This is a genomic window from Haloarcula sp. Atlit-47R, from assembly GCF_003665985.1.
Taxonomy (GTDB): domain Archaea; phylum Halobacteriota; class Halobacteria; order Halobacteriales; family Haloarculaceae; genus Haloarcula; species Haloarcula taiwanensis.
Genome location: NZ_QPLQ01000001.1, coordinates 145,581 through 158,415 on the forward strand (window position 1 = coordinate 145,581; position 12,835 = coordinate 158,415).

Here is a 12,835-nt window from a genome sequence, read left to right on the forward strand (position 1 = left end):
CTCGCGGCTCCTTCGTCCGTACGTGCCGAGGTGACGTGCTGCTCAGCGAGGCTGGCTTTCCAGTAGTACTCCCAGAGTAGACTGTCTCAATCGCCCGAACCCATCTAGATACTGATGCGTATTCTCCAGAAGGACAGAAGTGCCCCGAAATATGGGGGCCATACCGGCAAACAGTGGCTCTACTGGCGAGACGAAAGAGGAATCTTCAAAGGGACGCCGCAAAGAGTCTCCAAGTAAGATGGCACTGGCAGAGTCAATTGCGTTCGCGCTGTTCGCTATCGTAACGGTGAGCAGCGCTGCGGGCGTCGTGTTAGTCCGGGACGTCTGGCACTCGGCGCTGTTACTGGGCGTTTCACTCGTCAGCGTCGCAGTGTTCTACGTAATGAACCAGGCGGCGTTCGTCGCAACGATGCAGATCCTGGTGTACGTCGGCGGCGTCCTCGTTCTCATCACCTTCGCGGTGATGCTGACCCGCGAGGACGAGTCGGTGATCGAGGTGACACCATGACCACAAAGCCCGAACTACAGACGGAGGGGAGTTTCGTCGCTGGACTGGCCGCAATCGCCCTGTTCGTCGTCCTCGGTGCAGTGTTCATGGGCGTCTCGTTTCCCGCGCCAGCGGGCTTTGGCGAGGGAGCAGCAATAACTAAGAGCCTCGGCGCGGCGATGTTCGACATCGCTCCGAGCGCGATTATGGGCGAGGGTGAGACGGCTGTTCCCGGTGAAGGGTTCCTCGTTGCCTTCGAGACTATCGACATCGTGCTGGTAGCCGCACTCGTTGGGGCCGTCATGCTTGCCCGACGAGAGGGTGCTGGCGAGTCAGTAACACTCGGTGTCGAAACCACGGATGACGACGACATGGCTGTTGCCGCTGACGGTGGCCCGGGGGGTGACGACTCGTGATTCCGGCTGAGACGTACCTCCTCCTGTCGGCGGCCATATTCTGTATCGGTCTGTTCGGCATCCTCACCCGACGGAACGCGCTCATCTTCCTGATGTCCGTCGAGTTGATGCTGAACGCTGCGAATATCAACCTCGTCGCGTTCTCGCTGCAACACGGGAACCTCACCGGCCAGGTGTTCACCCTGTTCACGATGGCACTCGCCGCCGCGGAGGTCGCCATCGGCATCGGTATCGTCCTGGTCCTGTACCGCAACTTCACAGACGTGGACGTGACGAAGGCGACGACGATGAGGTGGTAACAGATGGCTGCATTCACATACGCTCCGGCGATTGTCCTGCTGCCGTTCGTATCGTTCCTCGTCGCGCTGTTCGCCGGCGACCGCATGCCGAAAGGCGGCGCGTTAGCTGGCATCACCGCGACGGGCGGGTCGCTCCTGCTATCGATCTGGGTCGCGCTGACGGTGGCTGGCGGTGAGGTTCACAACGAGATACTGTACACGTGGACCGCAAGCGTCGAGTCGCTCCGGCTGAACTTCGGCCTGCTGCTCGACCCGCTGTCTGCGCTCATGCTGCTTATCGTCTGTCTCATATCCTTCCTCGTCCACATCTTCTCGCTCGGCTACATGAACGACGAGGGCGAGACCGGTCTCCCGCGCTATTACGCCGGGCTCGGCCTGTTCACGGCGAGCATGCTCGGGTTCGTCGTCGCCAACAATCTCCTGATGGCGTTCATGTTCTTCGAGCTGGTGGGCCTGTGTTCGTATCTGCTCATCGGCTTCTGGTTCCGTCAGGACGGCCCGCCGAGCGCCGCGAAGAAGGCGTTCCTCGTCACCCGCTTCGGTGACTACTTCTTCCTCATCGGCGTCGTCGGCATCTTCGCCACCTTTGGGACCGGCCTCTTCGCCCCCATTACGCAGGGCGGCGAAGTAGTTGCCGAGAGTTTCCCGATGCTAGCCGAACACGCTATCGTCGACGGCGAGGTCGAAGGTATCGCGATGCTGGAGACGGTCGGCATGGGACCACAGGCCTGGTTCACTGTGCTTGGCCTCCTCGTGCTGGGCGGTGTGGTCGGTAAGTCCGCGCAGTTCCCGCTGCACACGTGGCTGCCTGACGCGATGGAAGGTCCGACGCCGGTCTCGGCGCTGATTCACGCAGCGACGATGGTTGCAGCCGGTGTGTACCTCGTCGCACGGATGTACGGCTTCTACGCGCTCTCGCCGACGGCGTTGGCCGTCATCGCCCTTATCGGCGGCTTCACCGCACTGTTTGCGGCAACGATGGGCCTGGTCAAACAGGAAATCAAACAAGTACTCGCGTACTCCACCATCTCCCAGTACGGGTACATGATGCTCGCGCTGGGGTCGGGTGGCTACATCGCCGCTGTCTTCCACCTGACCACCCACGCCGTGTTCAAGGCGCTCCTGTTCCTCGGCGCGGGGTCGGTCATCATCGCCATGCACCACAACGAGAACATGTGGGACATGGGCGGTCTGAAAGACCGGATGCCAGTGACCTACTGGACGTTCCTCGCCGGCTCGCTCGCACTGGCCGGTATCGTTCCGTTCGCCGGCTTCTGGTCCAAGGACGAGGTGCTGTACGAGGCACTCATCCACGGCTTCGGTACTGAGGGCGGCCTCGGAACGGCCTACCTCGTCGCGTACGCGATGGGGCTGCTGGCCGTGTTCTTCACCGGCTTCTACACCTTCCGGATGGTGTACCTGACCTTCCACGGCGACGCCCGCTCGGACACTGCACGCGACCCCGAGCCCGTCCGCTGGAACGTCAAGGGCCCGCTGACGGTCCTTGGCATCCTCGCCACAACCATCGGGTTCATTAACATGGCCCCGGTCAAGAAGCTCACCGGCGCGGAAATCGACTTCCTCCACAAGTGGCTGACCGGGCCCGAAGAGGGCGGCTGGCCAGCCCTTCTCTCGACGGACCTACACCACTACGAGGAACTGCTCCACAATGTGCCCCACGTCGACCCAGCGTATCCGCTAGGTGGTGAGACCGGGACGCTGCTGGTTTCAGCAGCCCTCTCACTCGGGCTGGCACTCACCGGCGTGCTCGTTGCTCGGAGTCTCTATGCTGGTGCCGACCCGGTTGAGCATACCGACAAGCTTGGCAGTCTGAAGACGCTACTCATGCACAACTACTACCAGGACGAATATCAGGTGTGGCTCGCGACGGGTGTCACCTACCCGCTCGCCCGTGTGATGAACAAGTTCGACCAGGGTGTCGTCGACGGTGTCGTCAACGGCATCTCCAGCGTGAGCCTGTTCGGCGGCAGCCGCATCCGACGCATCCAGTCCGGCGTCGTCAGCAACTACGCGACGCTGCTGACGCTTGGACTCGTGCTCTTGCTTGCTGCCTTCGGCGTCATGGGAGGGTGGTTCTAGATGTGGGTCGCTGCGCTTCTGCTCGTGACCCTGCTGGGAACCGGTCTCGTGTTCCTCTCGCCTGACCGGTACGCCGGAAAGCTCGCCGCTGCCGTCAGTGCGGTGCCAGCGCTTGGCAGCCTCTACATGTACTGGGTGTACCTCACGCAGTACGGCGGCACGGGGAACGCCCTGCTGTCGCCCGCCGACATCGCATTCGGCCAGCAGATCCCGTGGATCACGCTGGGTGAACTGGAAGTGTCGTACTACGTTGGCCTCGACGGCATCAGCATGCCGCTGCTCGCGCTGACGACGGTCCTGACGACACTCGCCATCGTCTCGGCGTGGACGCCCATCGACGAGCGTCAGTCCCAGTTCTACGGACTGATGCTGTTCATGGAGGTGAGCCTCATCGGCGTGTTCTCCGCGCTCGATTTCTTCCTCTGGTTCGTCTTCTGGGAGGGCGTCCTCATCCCGATGTACCTGCTCATCGGAGTCTGGGGCGGTCCGCGCCGGAAGTACGCCGCCATCAAGTTCTTCGTCTACACGAACGTGGCGTCGCTGATCATGTTCGCGGGCCTGTTCGCGCTCGTGTTCAGTACTGGTCTCACGTCGCTGTCTCTGCCCGCGATGGCTGAGGCGTTCCGCACCGCGAGCGGACTCCCGACCATCGCCGGCGTCAACCTGATGACCATCTCCTTCATCATGATGTTCTTCGGGTTCGCGGTGAAGGTGCCCGTCTTCCCGCTACACACGTGGCTCCCTGACGCTCACGTCGAGGCCCCGACACCGGTGTCGGTTATGCTGGCCGGGGTCCTCCTGAAGATGGGGACCTACGCACTGCTGCGGTTCAACTTCACGATGCTTGCGGACACAGCACGGGCGCTTGCGGTTCCGCTTGCAATCACCGGCGTCGTCAGCGTCATCTACGGCGCGATGCTCGCGCTGGCACAGCGCGACCTCAAGCGAATCGTCGCCTACTCATCGATTTCGTCGATGGGCTATGTCATCCTTGGGCTGGTCGCGTTCACGCCCTACGGCATGGGCGGGGCGACCTTCCAGATGATTGCCCACGGCCTCATCTCAGGGCTGATGTTCATGGCCGTCGGGGTCATCTACAACACGACCCACACGCGGATGGTCGGCGACATGTCCGGCCTCGCGGACAGGATGCCCTGGACGGTCGGCATCTTCGTCGCCGCCGCCTTCGGCTACATGGGCCTGCCGCTGATGGCCGGCTTCGCCGGGGAGTACTTCATCTTCCAGGGCTCGTTCAACGCGCCGACGCTCGGCGGAGCCGCGCCGGTGTTGACTTCGCTGGCGATGTTCGGCATCGTCATCGTCGCCGGCTACCTGCTGTGGGCCATGCAGCGCACGCTGTTCGGTGCCTTCAGCCTGGAGACCGACTACGAGGTCAGCCCGGCCGCGTTCCACGACGTCGCGCCGCTGGCCGTGTTGCTCCTGCTGGTCATCGCACTCGGTGTCGCGCCGGACCTCTCCTTTGCTATGATACAGGACTCGATATCACCGGTTCTCGAAATCGGAGGTGGTGCATAGATGGTCGCACTCCCTGACTGGATGGCGCTCGCCCCGGCACTCTCGCTGGCCTTCGCCTCCCTGGTGTTGCTGCTGTCGGACTCAGTCAACCCAGACACGACGAACACGGGGCTGCTGGCTGGTATCTCGGCGCTTGGATCACTGGTCTCCTTCGGCTTCGCCGGCTGGTTTATTACCGCCGGCACCGGGATGGCAAACGGCACCGGCGTCGCGCTGTTCAATGACCAGCTCGTCGTCGACCAGATGGCCCTGTTCTTCATGGCCATCGTCGGTAGCGTCACGACCCTAGTCGTGCTCGCGAGCTACGACTACGTCGCTGAGCACAGCTACCAGGCCGAGTTCTTCGCACTGGTTCTGCTGTCTGCGACCGGGATGAGTATCCTCAGTGCGGCCAACAGCCTGGCAACGGCCTTCGTCGCACTCGAGCTTGTGTCGCTGCCGTCCTACGCACTCGTCGCCTTCCTCAAGGAAAACAAGGGCAGCGTCGAGGCAGGACTGAAGTACTTCCTCATCGGCGCGGTGTCCTCGGCAGTGCTGGCCTACGGCATCTCGCTGGTGTACGCTGCGACGGGCGTGCTTCGATTCGACGGCGTCGCAACAGCTATTTCCAGTGGCACGATCCAGACCATATCCGAGGGGTCGATACAGGCCCAGTCCGGTGAGCCAGCCGTCCCGATGGCTATCCTCGGCGTCGGTATCCTGATGATCATCGGTGGCGTCGCGTTCAAGACCGCCTCCGTGCCGTTCCACTTCTGGGCACCAGAGGCGTACGAAGGCGCACCAGCACCGATCTCGGCGTTCCTCTCCTCGGCGTCGAAGGCCGCCGGTTTCGTGCTGGCGTTCCGTGTCTTCGCTGTCGCCTTCCCCATTGGCGACCTGCTCGCCGCTGGTGGAGCGATCAACTGGGTGATGGCGTTCCAGATCCTCGCCATCGCGACGATGTTCATCGGGAACTTCGCCGCCGCGACTCAGGAGACAGTCAAGCGGATGCTGGCCTACTCCAGCGTCGGCCACGCCGGCTACGTCCTCATCGGCCTCGCCGCCGTCTCTGGCTCCGGCGAGGGACTGAGCCTCAGCCTGAGCGCCGGGATGTCTCACCTGCTCGTCTACGGCTTCATGAACACGGGCGCGTTCCTGTTCATCGCGCTGGCCGAGTACTGGGGCGTCGGCCGACGCTTCGAGGACTACAACGGCCTCGGCAAGGAAGCGCCAGTCGCCTGCGCGGCGATGACGGTGTTCCTCTTTAGCCTCGCCGGCCTGCCTATCGGCGGCGGGTTCTTCTCGAAGTTCTACCTGTTCTCGGCGACCCTCAACGTGGGCGCGTGGTCGCTGGCCGCCGCGCTTATCATCAACAGCGCACTCAGCCTGTTCTACTACTCCCGCGTCGTCAAGGCGATGTGGATCGAAGAACCGAACGGCAGCCGGACCATCGAGTCCTATCCGATGGGACTGTACACCGCCGTGGTTGGTGCCGCGGTCGTGACTGTCCTGCTCGTCCCCGGCTTCAACCGCGTTTCTGAAATCGCGTTCCAGGCCGCGCAGTTGCTGTAAGCGCGGTTCGACGCGTCTTCTTACGCCGACTCGTAGACGAACACCCCGCCGCTCTCGCGTTTCTCGACGCGGCCAGTGACTTCGAGTACGTCCAAGTGACCGACAGCCTCGCTCATCCCGGCGAAGTACTCCGTAGCTGGGAGATCGCCGAACAGCGCCGTCATCACGTCGCTGGGCGTCGTCGCGCCGCCGGAGACGATGTCTGCGACCTCTGCGGTACGCTGGTCGTGTTCCGCGAGGATGTCATCGATGCGTTCCCGCGGTGATTCGACTGGCTCGCGATGGCCAGTGAGAAAGCGGTCGTGGCCCTGCTCGCGGAGCCACCGGAGCGAGTCGTTGAACGCCGGCAACACCCGCGGCCGCGTCCCGCTCTCGTCGGGCACCTGCAGGAACGGATTGGGCGTGATGTCGCCCAGCACGTTGTCGCCGACAATCGCTTCACGACGACCCTGCAAATCGTACGAGAAGATGATTTCGCCCGCGGAGTGGCCCTGCACGGTGTCGATGATTAGTTCTGTGTCGTCGACGGTGACGGTGTCACCGGCTGTGAGCGCGCGGTCGGTGTCGACACTCTGGGCATATGGCAGGAAGGCTTCCGGTAACTGTGTGACCGTTTCGGCAGTCTCGCGTGAGACACCGCACCGCTCGAAGAAATCCGCAAAGTAGGACTGTTCGGTGTGTAGTTGCGCCGCGAAATCACGCATGATCGCTGCCCCCGGTTCGCTGGCGAGGACACGCGCCCCCCGCTCAGCGAACCGGTTTGCCATACCGAAATGGTCCGGGTGCGGATGTGTGACTAGCACCTGCTCGATGTCACCCGGTGACAGTTCGCGCGCTTCGAGCGCCTCGATCAGACGCGACCACGCTTCCTCACTGTCGGGTCCCGGATCAACAATCGTTCGACGCGCGATGTATGCATTGACTGGCCCGACCTGAAACGGCGTCGGAATCGACACCCGTGTGAACATATCGCCTCGTTGCAGGTGGCGGCGCAAAACAGTTCGTACCCGCACGACACGTTTACTATCGTGGGCGCTCGCTGTCCCTCGGTTAGCCGTAGTTCTGCACTGTTTTCCGGGCACAAGAGATATATTCGTCCTTCGCGTAGGGACAGATATGAACAAGCACTTCGAAGACGCACGGTACTACCTGAAACGCGCCGGGGAGACCGCTACCAAAGGCGTCAAAGAAGAGCTCGAACCGGTCGAGGAGCGGTTCCGCGAACTCACCGGGAAGGAGGAAGAGCCCGAACCCAGCCGACTGGAGGCGGTCAAAGCGGACCTGAAGGAGCTACAGGAGAAAGCCGAAGGTGAGGCCGAGGACGCCATCGCCGACGCCCGCAAGAAAATCGGCGAGTATCGCGGTGCCGAAGAGACCGAAGCGTAGTCGGAAAGCAATTCTTAAGGGATGCGCTCGAATAGAGTTGAGTGCGTCGGGTTGGTGATCTAGTTCGGTTATGATACCTCCTTCACACGGAGGAAGTCGGCGGTTCGAATCCGCCCCAACCCATCCGTTCGCTTCACACTTTTGACCGAGACCAGTCCTCTCGAAGCAGGTCCTGCCACAGCGACGTCCACGTGAATCCCGACCTGCCGCCGCACAGACTGTCGGATATCCGCCGGCGATAGTAACTCACACGGACGAGCGGAGCGTACCCGACCGCTTTTACCGCTCGGTAAACTATAGAGGGTATGACCAGCAGCGAGTCCCACGCGTTGGCCGACGGCCCCGTCGCCGGGGAGACGGTTCGCCACGGGACGGGCGTGAATTCGAACCGCGCGTTCCCGACGGAGGGGTATCCGCACAACCTCGACCCGTTCGTCCTGTTCGAGCAGTTCTACATCGACCACGACGAGGGGTTCCCGATGCACCCACACCGCGGCTTCGAGATAGTCTCGTACATGATTGAGGGCGGCATGGAACACGAGGACTCCCTCGGGGTCACGAACACGGCCTACGAGAACGACGCGATGCGAATCACCACTGGCAGTGGGATACGCCACTCCGAGTTCCCCGCCGACGGGCGGGCCTGTACGGGCCTCCAGCTCTGGGTGAACCTGCCGTGGGCGCAGAAGGAGGTCGACCCGGACTACGTCGACGCGAGGGCCGAGGAGCTGCCGACGGCCCAGCGGGACGGCGCGACGGTCACGACGGTCGTCGGCGACGGCTCGCCCATCGGCCTCCAGACGCCGATGGAGTACCTGGACGTGACCGTCGCCGGCGCGTGGACGTGGTCGGTGCCCGACGAGTGGGCCGGGTTCGTCTACGGCGTCGGCGGCAGCGGGACGGTCGAGGGACGGCCCCTCGCCGCCGGTGACATCCTGCCGGTCACTGACGCGCGGTCGGTGACGCTGCGGAGCGACGAGTCGCTCCGGGCCGTCGCCGTCTCGGGCCGCCCGCACGGGGAGCCGATTCGACAGCGTGGTCCGTTCGTCCTGTGAGAGCTGCCGTGGTGACTCGCTGACGGCCGAGAGCGGGTGTCCGTTCGAGGCTGGACATTTTTTTTACCAAATGGTAAGACTCTTTTGCGGGCGACCCCTGCCGTGACATATGGCAGATGTTGCAGTTGTCGGCGGTGGTCCCGCCGGTCTGAGTGCGGCACAGTACGCTGCGAAAAACGACCTCGAAACGATCGCCTTCGATACGGACGAGTCGTGGATGCACAAAGCGCACCTGTTCAATTACCCCGCCGTCCGGTCCATTAGCGGCGAGGAGTTCCTCACCATCGCCCGCGGGCAGGCCCGCGACCGAGGTGCGACGCTCCACGAGACGGAGGTCACCGGCATCGGGCAGACCGACGACGGGTTCGTCCTGACGACGGACGAGGACGAGTACACCGCGGAGTACGTTGTCCTGGCGACCGGCGGCGACCGGAGCCTCGCCGAGGACCTCGGCTGTGCGTTCACCGACGAGGACGTCGTCGACGTGACTGTCGACATGGAAACGTCCGTCGAGAACGTCTACGCGACCGGTGCGATGGGCCGAGCGGAGAAGTGGCAAGCGGTCATCGCAGCCGGTGACGGCGCGGCCGCCGTCCTCGACATTCTCTCGAAAGAGAAAGGCGAGTACTACCACGACTTCGACATGCCGTCAGACGTGCCGGAACTCTAATGATGCAGTCAGATTCGGCTCCCACAATGAATGCCGCTACTATCCCAAATCGCACTGTTGGAAACGCTCGCGTGCCGTCGGTGGTGAGCGCCTGATGACACCCGAACTCAACGTCGTGTTGCTCGTTGTCGGTCGTGTCCTCTTCGGCGGCGTCCTCGCCTTTACTGGCCTGAGTCACTTCACGCAGACCGAACAGATGGCCGGTTACGCCGAGTACAAGGGGCTCCCAGCGCCGCGACTCTCCGTCCTCGCGTCAGGTGGGCTCCTCATCCTCGGTGGGCTCGGTGTAACCGTGGGCGTCTTCCCAGTCGTCGCGGCGGTCTGTCTCGCCGCGTTCCTCATCGTCTCGGCGGTCGCGATGCACGACTTCTGGGCCGTGCCCGACGAGGACCGACAGGACGAACTGAACAGTTTCCTGAAGAACGTGACACTCGCGGGCGGGGCACTCGTCGTCGCCGCGTCAGCAACTGGTACATGGGCGCTCAGCGTCGGCATCAGCCCCCTCTGACGCTGGCTGTTCGGCCCAATCTACTGAGACGGGTACAGTGAGTCGAGAATGAAGTCGTTGACGGCCCGCTTGGCTTCGTCGGGTGCGTCCTCGTGGCCGAGCGCGATCCGTCGGCCGCGGGCCGCGTGAATCACGTCCGTGATGAGCTGGCCCATCAAGTCAGCATCGACATCGCGAAACGCGCCCTGCTCAACTCCGTCTTCGATGACAGTCGAGATGCTTTCTCGAAGGCGGTCGTAGTGCTCGTTGAACAGCGCTCGGTGCTCCGCGTCGTTTTGCGCGTAGGCGTACAGTTCGTGGTACACCTTCATCCGGTCCCAGTGCGAGAAGTCCTCGAACTCCGGACCGAACAGACATCGATCGATGCGGACATCAAGCTCCGTCCGGGGGTCGGTTTCGTCGTCAACCTCGACGCTGCCCTCGTACTGGTCGATAATATACTCCAAAAACGACGAAATCAGGTCGTACTTGCCGTCGAAATGGTAGTGGATCACCTGCCGGGACATCTCCATTTCCTCGCCGATATCCCGGACCCGCAAGTCTTTGTAGCCGTGCTTGCTCAGCGCCCGAAAGGTTGCCTCCATGATGACCTCTCGGGTGTCCTGTGGCGTGCTCTGCCCGTCCGATTCGCTCATGCCCTGTTTTATCGTGGTAGGCACATATCGGTTTCTCCATCCGGCGGGATTGCTGAGCCAGCGTCAGACCGACGCGTGCTCCACCGGGAGTGTCCGCCGCTGCTCACGCACGTTCGACGAACCGAGCGTCGGCGGAGGTGTGGCCCCGGTTGAACGACAGCACCTTCGCCCGGATCACGTCCCCAGCAGACACCGACGACGGCACGTCCTCCGTGAACAGGACGAATCCCTCGACTTTCCCGACGGCGACGCGGTCGCCGGAGTGGTGGTCGCTGAATTCGCTGATGCCAAACTCGTAGGTCTCACCGATCTCTACAGGTGGTTCTCGTTCCTTTGCGGCCTCGTGAGCGCGTTTCGATGCGCTGCTCTCTGAGCGACGGGTGATCGCGAACGCCAGCACGAGGCCCACAGCGAGGGCCACCCCACCGGCGACGAGCCAGGTCGGTTCCATGCCAAGCGTTGCAGGACGGACGGATTAATACCTTTCAGACTCCGGCGACAGCGTTACAGTCCGAGACGGTCCAGGATTCCGCCGCTGGAATCCGAGTCCCTGCTCCCTGAGTCCCACTCTGTTGGTAGCTCTGCCGCGAGCGAGGCGACCTCGTCGTCGCTGAATCGTGGGTCCGCCGTCGCGTCGTCGAGCCAGTCCGCCCACTCCTCAGCCGTCATCTGCCCCTGTGAATCGACCTCCCACTGGTCGACCAGCGCCTCCCGGTCACGGAACGGGATGTCCATGCCGCTGTCGCCCCAGTATAGCGGGGAGAGCGCGAACTCGTGGGTATCGTCCTCCAGCCAGACGAGCCGGTAGGGGTAGTCATTGTAGCAGAACACGTCGTCCGCCGAGACGACGTCGCCGTTGGGGAGCTCCAGGGTCCGGGCCATCACGCACACATAGGAGCTACCGACGTTTCAGCGTTGTGCGCGAACCAACACCGCTACGTGATCGGGTCGCACAGCGCCCACTCGTCCGCCTCTGGGTCGAGGTTCGATGGTTCCGCGCCGCGGGCTGTCACGATGCCAGCGTGGTAGTACATCGCCTTCAGTTGGAACACGGTGGGTGAGTGATAGACGCTGCCGTCGGTCAGCTCTGCGCGGCGGAGGTCCCCGTCGCCGGTCAGCACCCGCTGGCGGACCGCCTCGTCGCCGCGGAGGAACAGTTCGACGGTGAACTCCGGGTGGAGCGCGTGGAGGTACTCGACGAACTCGACGAGCGTCGGGGCCTCGTAACCATCTCGATGGCAGGCATAGAGCCCGTCAACCAGGAGTTCCGTGGCGGGGTAGTCGGAGACGACGCGGCGAACAAGCTGCCCCCACTGTGGGGCGATATCGATGAAGCGCCGGCGGGACCGCTGCCAGTCCTCGAACCGCTGCAGAGCGGCGTCGAGGTCGCCGACCGTCCGGAGCGCGAACCTGACCACCTCCCGCCCCAGCGGTGTCAGCGTGGGTGTGCCCTGACCGGTCTCGATCAGATTCAGAAACGCCGCTCCGGCGATAGCCCCGTCGACGGCACCGACGACGTGGGACGCAAGCAGGTCCCGTGCGTCATCGTCGTGGTAGACCGTCAACGGCACTGCGATGTAGTTCTTCGGATGGTTGAGTCCGAAGTTCTGATCGGCGACACCCTGGGCACTGGCCTGAAACCGGACCGCCGAAGCGGCATCCATCGACCCGTGGCCGACCACGCGTGGCCGTTCCAGAACCGCGACTGAGCCGCCGGATTTGACGCCCAGCACACCGACGTTTAGCTCGCGGGCCATCGTCCGGGCGGCGGTTGAGATACCGCTCTGAGGCGCAGCCAAGAAGGCCACGTTGGCCTCGTTGAGCCGGTCGTGTGCCTGCACAACCCCGCGCTCGGTGTCGATGGCACCGTCACCGGTGTAGCCCTTCGCCTCGACGGCGATGAGCGGCGGCCGGTCACCGAGTCGGTCGACGGACAGCAGGTCCGTCGAGAGCGTCTGTACGCCAACGAGGTCGGGATAGCCGGTCCCGACCCGGACGTGGTTGAACGGCGCGAGCGTCGCCTGTACGGACGCCTCGATAGGTGTGTCGTCCAGCCAACGCTGCTGTGCGAACTGCGTGTCCGCGACGACGTAGGCGTCCTCGCGGTCGGTAAATAGCCTCTCTTTCGTCCGGGCGAGTACCTGTGGCTCGGAGAGTCCCGACGCCGCTGTGGCCATAGACGGCGTTCGCAC

At 63.4% G+C, this 12,835-nt stretch carries 15 protein-coding genes and 1 tRNA gene; 11 read left to right on the top strand and 5 right to left on the bottom strand.

Annotated features, from left to right (window positions below):
- Positions 1-238: 238 nt before the first annotated feature.
- Genes DVK00_RS00770 through DVK00_RS00795 form a run of 6 tightly spaced genes read left to right on the top strand, consistent with a single transcriptional unit; the run spans position 239 to position 6,389 of the window.
- Complete coding sequence (locus DVK00_RS00770) at positions 239-508, top strand: NADH-quinone oxidoreductase subunit J (RefSeq protein ID WP_053968987.1); 270 nt, start codon at positions 239-241, stop codon at positions 506-508.
- Positions 505-903: a proton-conducting membrane transporter gene (locus DVK00_RS00775; RefSeq protein WP_101350491.1), complete on the top strand. Its 399-nt coding sequence runs from the start codon at positions 505-507 to the stop codon at positions 901-903. The genes DVK00_RS00770 and DVK00_RS00775 overlap by 4 nt, the downstream gene beginning before the upstream one ends.
- A complete protein-coding gene (gene nuoK, locus DVK00_RS00780; RefSeq protein ID WP_053968985.1) occupies positions 900-1,202 on the top strand; it encodes an NADH-quinone oxidoreductase subunit NuoK in 303 nt (100 codons plus the stop codon). Before DVK00_RS00775 ends, nuoK begins: the two co-directional genes overlap by 4 nt.
- 3 nt (positions 1,203-1,205) lie before the next feature.
- On the top strand, positions 1,206-3,302 hold the full coding sequence (gene nuoL / locus DVK00_RS00785; RefSeq protein WP_121577096.1) for an NADH-quinone oxidoreductase subunit L: 2,097 nt from the start codon (positions 1,206-1,208) through the stop codon (positions 3,300-3,302).
- Positions 3,303-4,838, top strand: coding sequence for a NuoM family protein (locus DVK00_RS00790; protein ID WP_121577097.1), 1,536 nt, complete (start codon positions 3,303-3,305; stop codon positions 4,836-4,838).
- Positions 4,839-6,389: an NADH-quinone oxidoreductase subunit N gene (locus DVK00_RS00795; protein WP_101350494.1), complete on the top strand. Its 1,551-nt coding sequence runs from the start codon at positions 4,839-4,841 to the stop codon at positions 6,387-6,389.
- A 20-nt stretch (positions 6,390-6,409) separates the two neighbouring features.
- Here the strand turns inward: DVK00_RS00795 and DVK00_RS00800 are convergent, their stop codons facing one another.
- Positions 6,410-7,357 (bottom strand): MBL fold metallo-hydrolase, encoded by a 948-nt coding sequence (locus tag DVK00_RS00800; protein ID WP_121577098.1) that lies wholly within the window; start codon positions 7,355-7,357, stop codon positions 6,410-6,412.
- A 148-nt stretch (positions 7,358-7,505) separates the two neighbouring features.
- Here DVK00_RS00800 and DVK00_RS00805 point away from each other — a divergent pair, with 148 nt between their 5' ends.
- The 5 genes from DVK00_RS00805 (at position 7,506) to DVK00_RS00825 (ending at position 10,008) form a co-directional block, all read left to right on the top strand.
- Entirely contained in the window at positions 7,506-7,775 is a 270-nt protein-coding gene (locus DVK00_RS00805) for a hypothetical protein (RefSeq protein WP_101350496.1), read from the top strand.
- Positions 7,776-7,823: 48 nt separating this feature from the next.
- Positions 7,824-7,898 (top strand) — tRNA-Val (locus DVK00_RS00810).
- Positions 7,899-8,080: 182 nt separating this feature from the next.
- Positions 8,081-8,830 carry a pirin family protein gene (locus DVK00_RS00815; RefSeq protein WP_121577099.1) on the top strand — a complete coding sequence of 250 codons (750 nt, stop codon included), beginning with the start codon at positions 8,081-8,083 and terminating at the stop codon, positions 8,828-8,830.
- 109 nt (positions 8,831-8,939) lie between these two features.
- Complete coding sequence (locus DVK00_RS00820; RefSeq protein ID WP_101350498.1) at positions 8,940-9,500, top strand: NAD(P)/FAD-dependent oxidoreductase; 561 nt, start codon at positions 8,940-8,942, stop codon at positions 9,498-9,500.
- Positions 9,501-9,594: 94 nt separating this feature from the next.
- A complete protein-coding gene (locus DVK00_RS00825) occupies positions 9,595-10,008 on the top strand; it encodes a DoxX family protein (RefSeq protein ID WP_101350499.1) in 414 nt (137 codons plus the stop codon).
- Positions 10,009-10,028: 20 nt separating this feature from the next.
- On the opposite strand, the gene DVK00_RS00830 is transcribed toward DVK00_RS00825, so the two are convergent.
- The 4 genes from DVK00_RS00830 to DVK00_RS00845 all read right to left on the bottom strand — a co-directional run bounded on the left by DVK00_RS00830 (position 10,029) and on the right by DVK00_RS00845 (position 12,820).
- The gene (locus DVK00_RS00830; protein WP_101350500.1) at positions 10,029-10,643 is read right to left on the bottom strand and encodes a TetR/AcrR family transcriptional regulator; all 615 of its coding nucleotides are present in this window, start codon (positions 10,641-10,643) and stop codon (positions 10,029-10,031) included.
- A 103-nt stretch (positions 10,644-10,746) separates the two neighbouring features.
- Positions 10,747-11,094: a TRAM domain-containing protein gene (locus tag DVK00_RS00835; RefSeq protein WP_101350501.1), complete on the bottom strand. Its 348-nt coding sequence runs from the start codon at positions 11,092-11,094 to the stop codon at positions 10,747-10,749.
- 53 nt (positions 11,095-11,147) lie between these two features.
- Positions 11,148-11,525: a hypothetical protein gene (locus DVK00_RS00840; RefSeq protein WP_121577100.1), complete on the bottom strand. Its 378-nt coding sequence runs from the start codon at positions 11,523-11,525 to the stop codon at positions 11,148-11,150.
- A 53-nt stretch (positions 11,526-11,578) separates the two neighbouring features.
- Positions 11,579-12,820 (bottom strand): hypothetical protein, encoded by a 1,242-nt coding sequence (locus DVK00_RS00845; protein WP_101350503.1) that lies wholly within the window; start codon positions 12,818-12,820, stop codon positions 11,579-11,581.
- Positions 12,821-12,835 lie beyond the last annotated feature (15 nt).

What these genes read in the sequence shown, in the direction of transcription:
- DVK00_RS00835 (WP_101350501.1), bottom strand. Translation starts at nt 11,094, where the DNA reads ATGGAACCGACCTGGCTCGTCGCCGGTGGGGTGGCCCTCGCTGTGGGC.
- DVK00_RS00845 (WP_101350503.1), bottom strand. Translation starts at nt 12,820, where the DNA reads ATGGCCACAGCGGCGTCGGGACTCTCCGAGCCACAGGTACTCGCCCGG.
- DVK00_RS00805 (WP_101350496.1), top strand. Translation starts at nt 7,506, where the DNA reads ATGAACAAGCACTTCGAAGACGCACGGTACTACCTGAAACGCGCCGGG.
- DVK00_RS00820 (WP_101350498.1), top strand. Translation starts at nt 8,940, where the DNA reads ATGGCAGATGTTGCAGTTGTCGGCGGTGGTCCCGCCGGTCTGAGTGCG.
- DVK00_RS00830 (WP_101350500.1), bottom strand. Translation starts at nt 10,643, where the DNA reads ATGAGCGAATCGGACGGGCAGAGCACGCCACAGGACACCCGAGAGGTC.
- DVK00_RS00815 (WP_121577099.1), top strand. Translation starts at nt 8,081, where the DNA reads ATGACCAGCAGCGAGTCCCACGCGTTGGCCGACGGCCCCGTCGCCGGG.
- DVK00_RS00795 (WP_101350494.1), top strand. Translation starts at nt 4,839, where the DNA reads ATGGTCGCACTCCCTGACTGGATGGCGCTCGCCCCGGCACTCTCGCTG.
- nuoL (WP_121577096.1), top strand. Translation starts at nt 1,206, where the DNA reads ATGGCTGCATTCACATACGCTCCGGCGATTGTCCTGCTGCCGTTCGTA.
- DVK00_RS00775 (WP_101350491.1), top strand. Translation starts at nt 505, where the DNA reads ATGACCACAAAGCCCGAACTACAGACGGAGGGGAGTTTCGTCGCTGGA.
- DVK00_RS00770 (WP_053968987.1), top strand. Translation starts at nt 239, where the DNA reads ATGGCACTGGCAGAGTCAATTGCGTTCGCGCTGTTCGCTATCGTAACG.
- DVK00_RS00840 (WP_121577100.1), bottom strand. Translation starts at nt 11,525, where the DNA reads ATGGCCCGGACCCTGGAGCTCCCCAACGGCGACGTCGTCTCGGCGGAC.
- DVK00_RS00800 (WP_121577098.1), bottom strand. Translation starts at nt 7,357, where the DNA reads ATGTTCACACGGGTGTCGATTCCGACGCCGTTTCAGGTCGGGCCAGTC.
- DVK00_RS00790 (WP_121577097.1), top strand. Translation starts at nt 3,303, where the DNA reads ATGTGGGTCGCTGCGCTTCTGCTCGTGACCCTGCTGGGAACCGGTCTC.
- DVK00_RS00825 (WP_101350499.1), top strand. Translation starts at nt 9,595, where the DNA reads ATGACACCCGAACTCAACGTCGTGTTGCTCGTTGTCGGTCGTGTCCTC.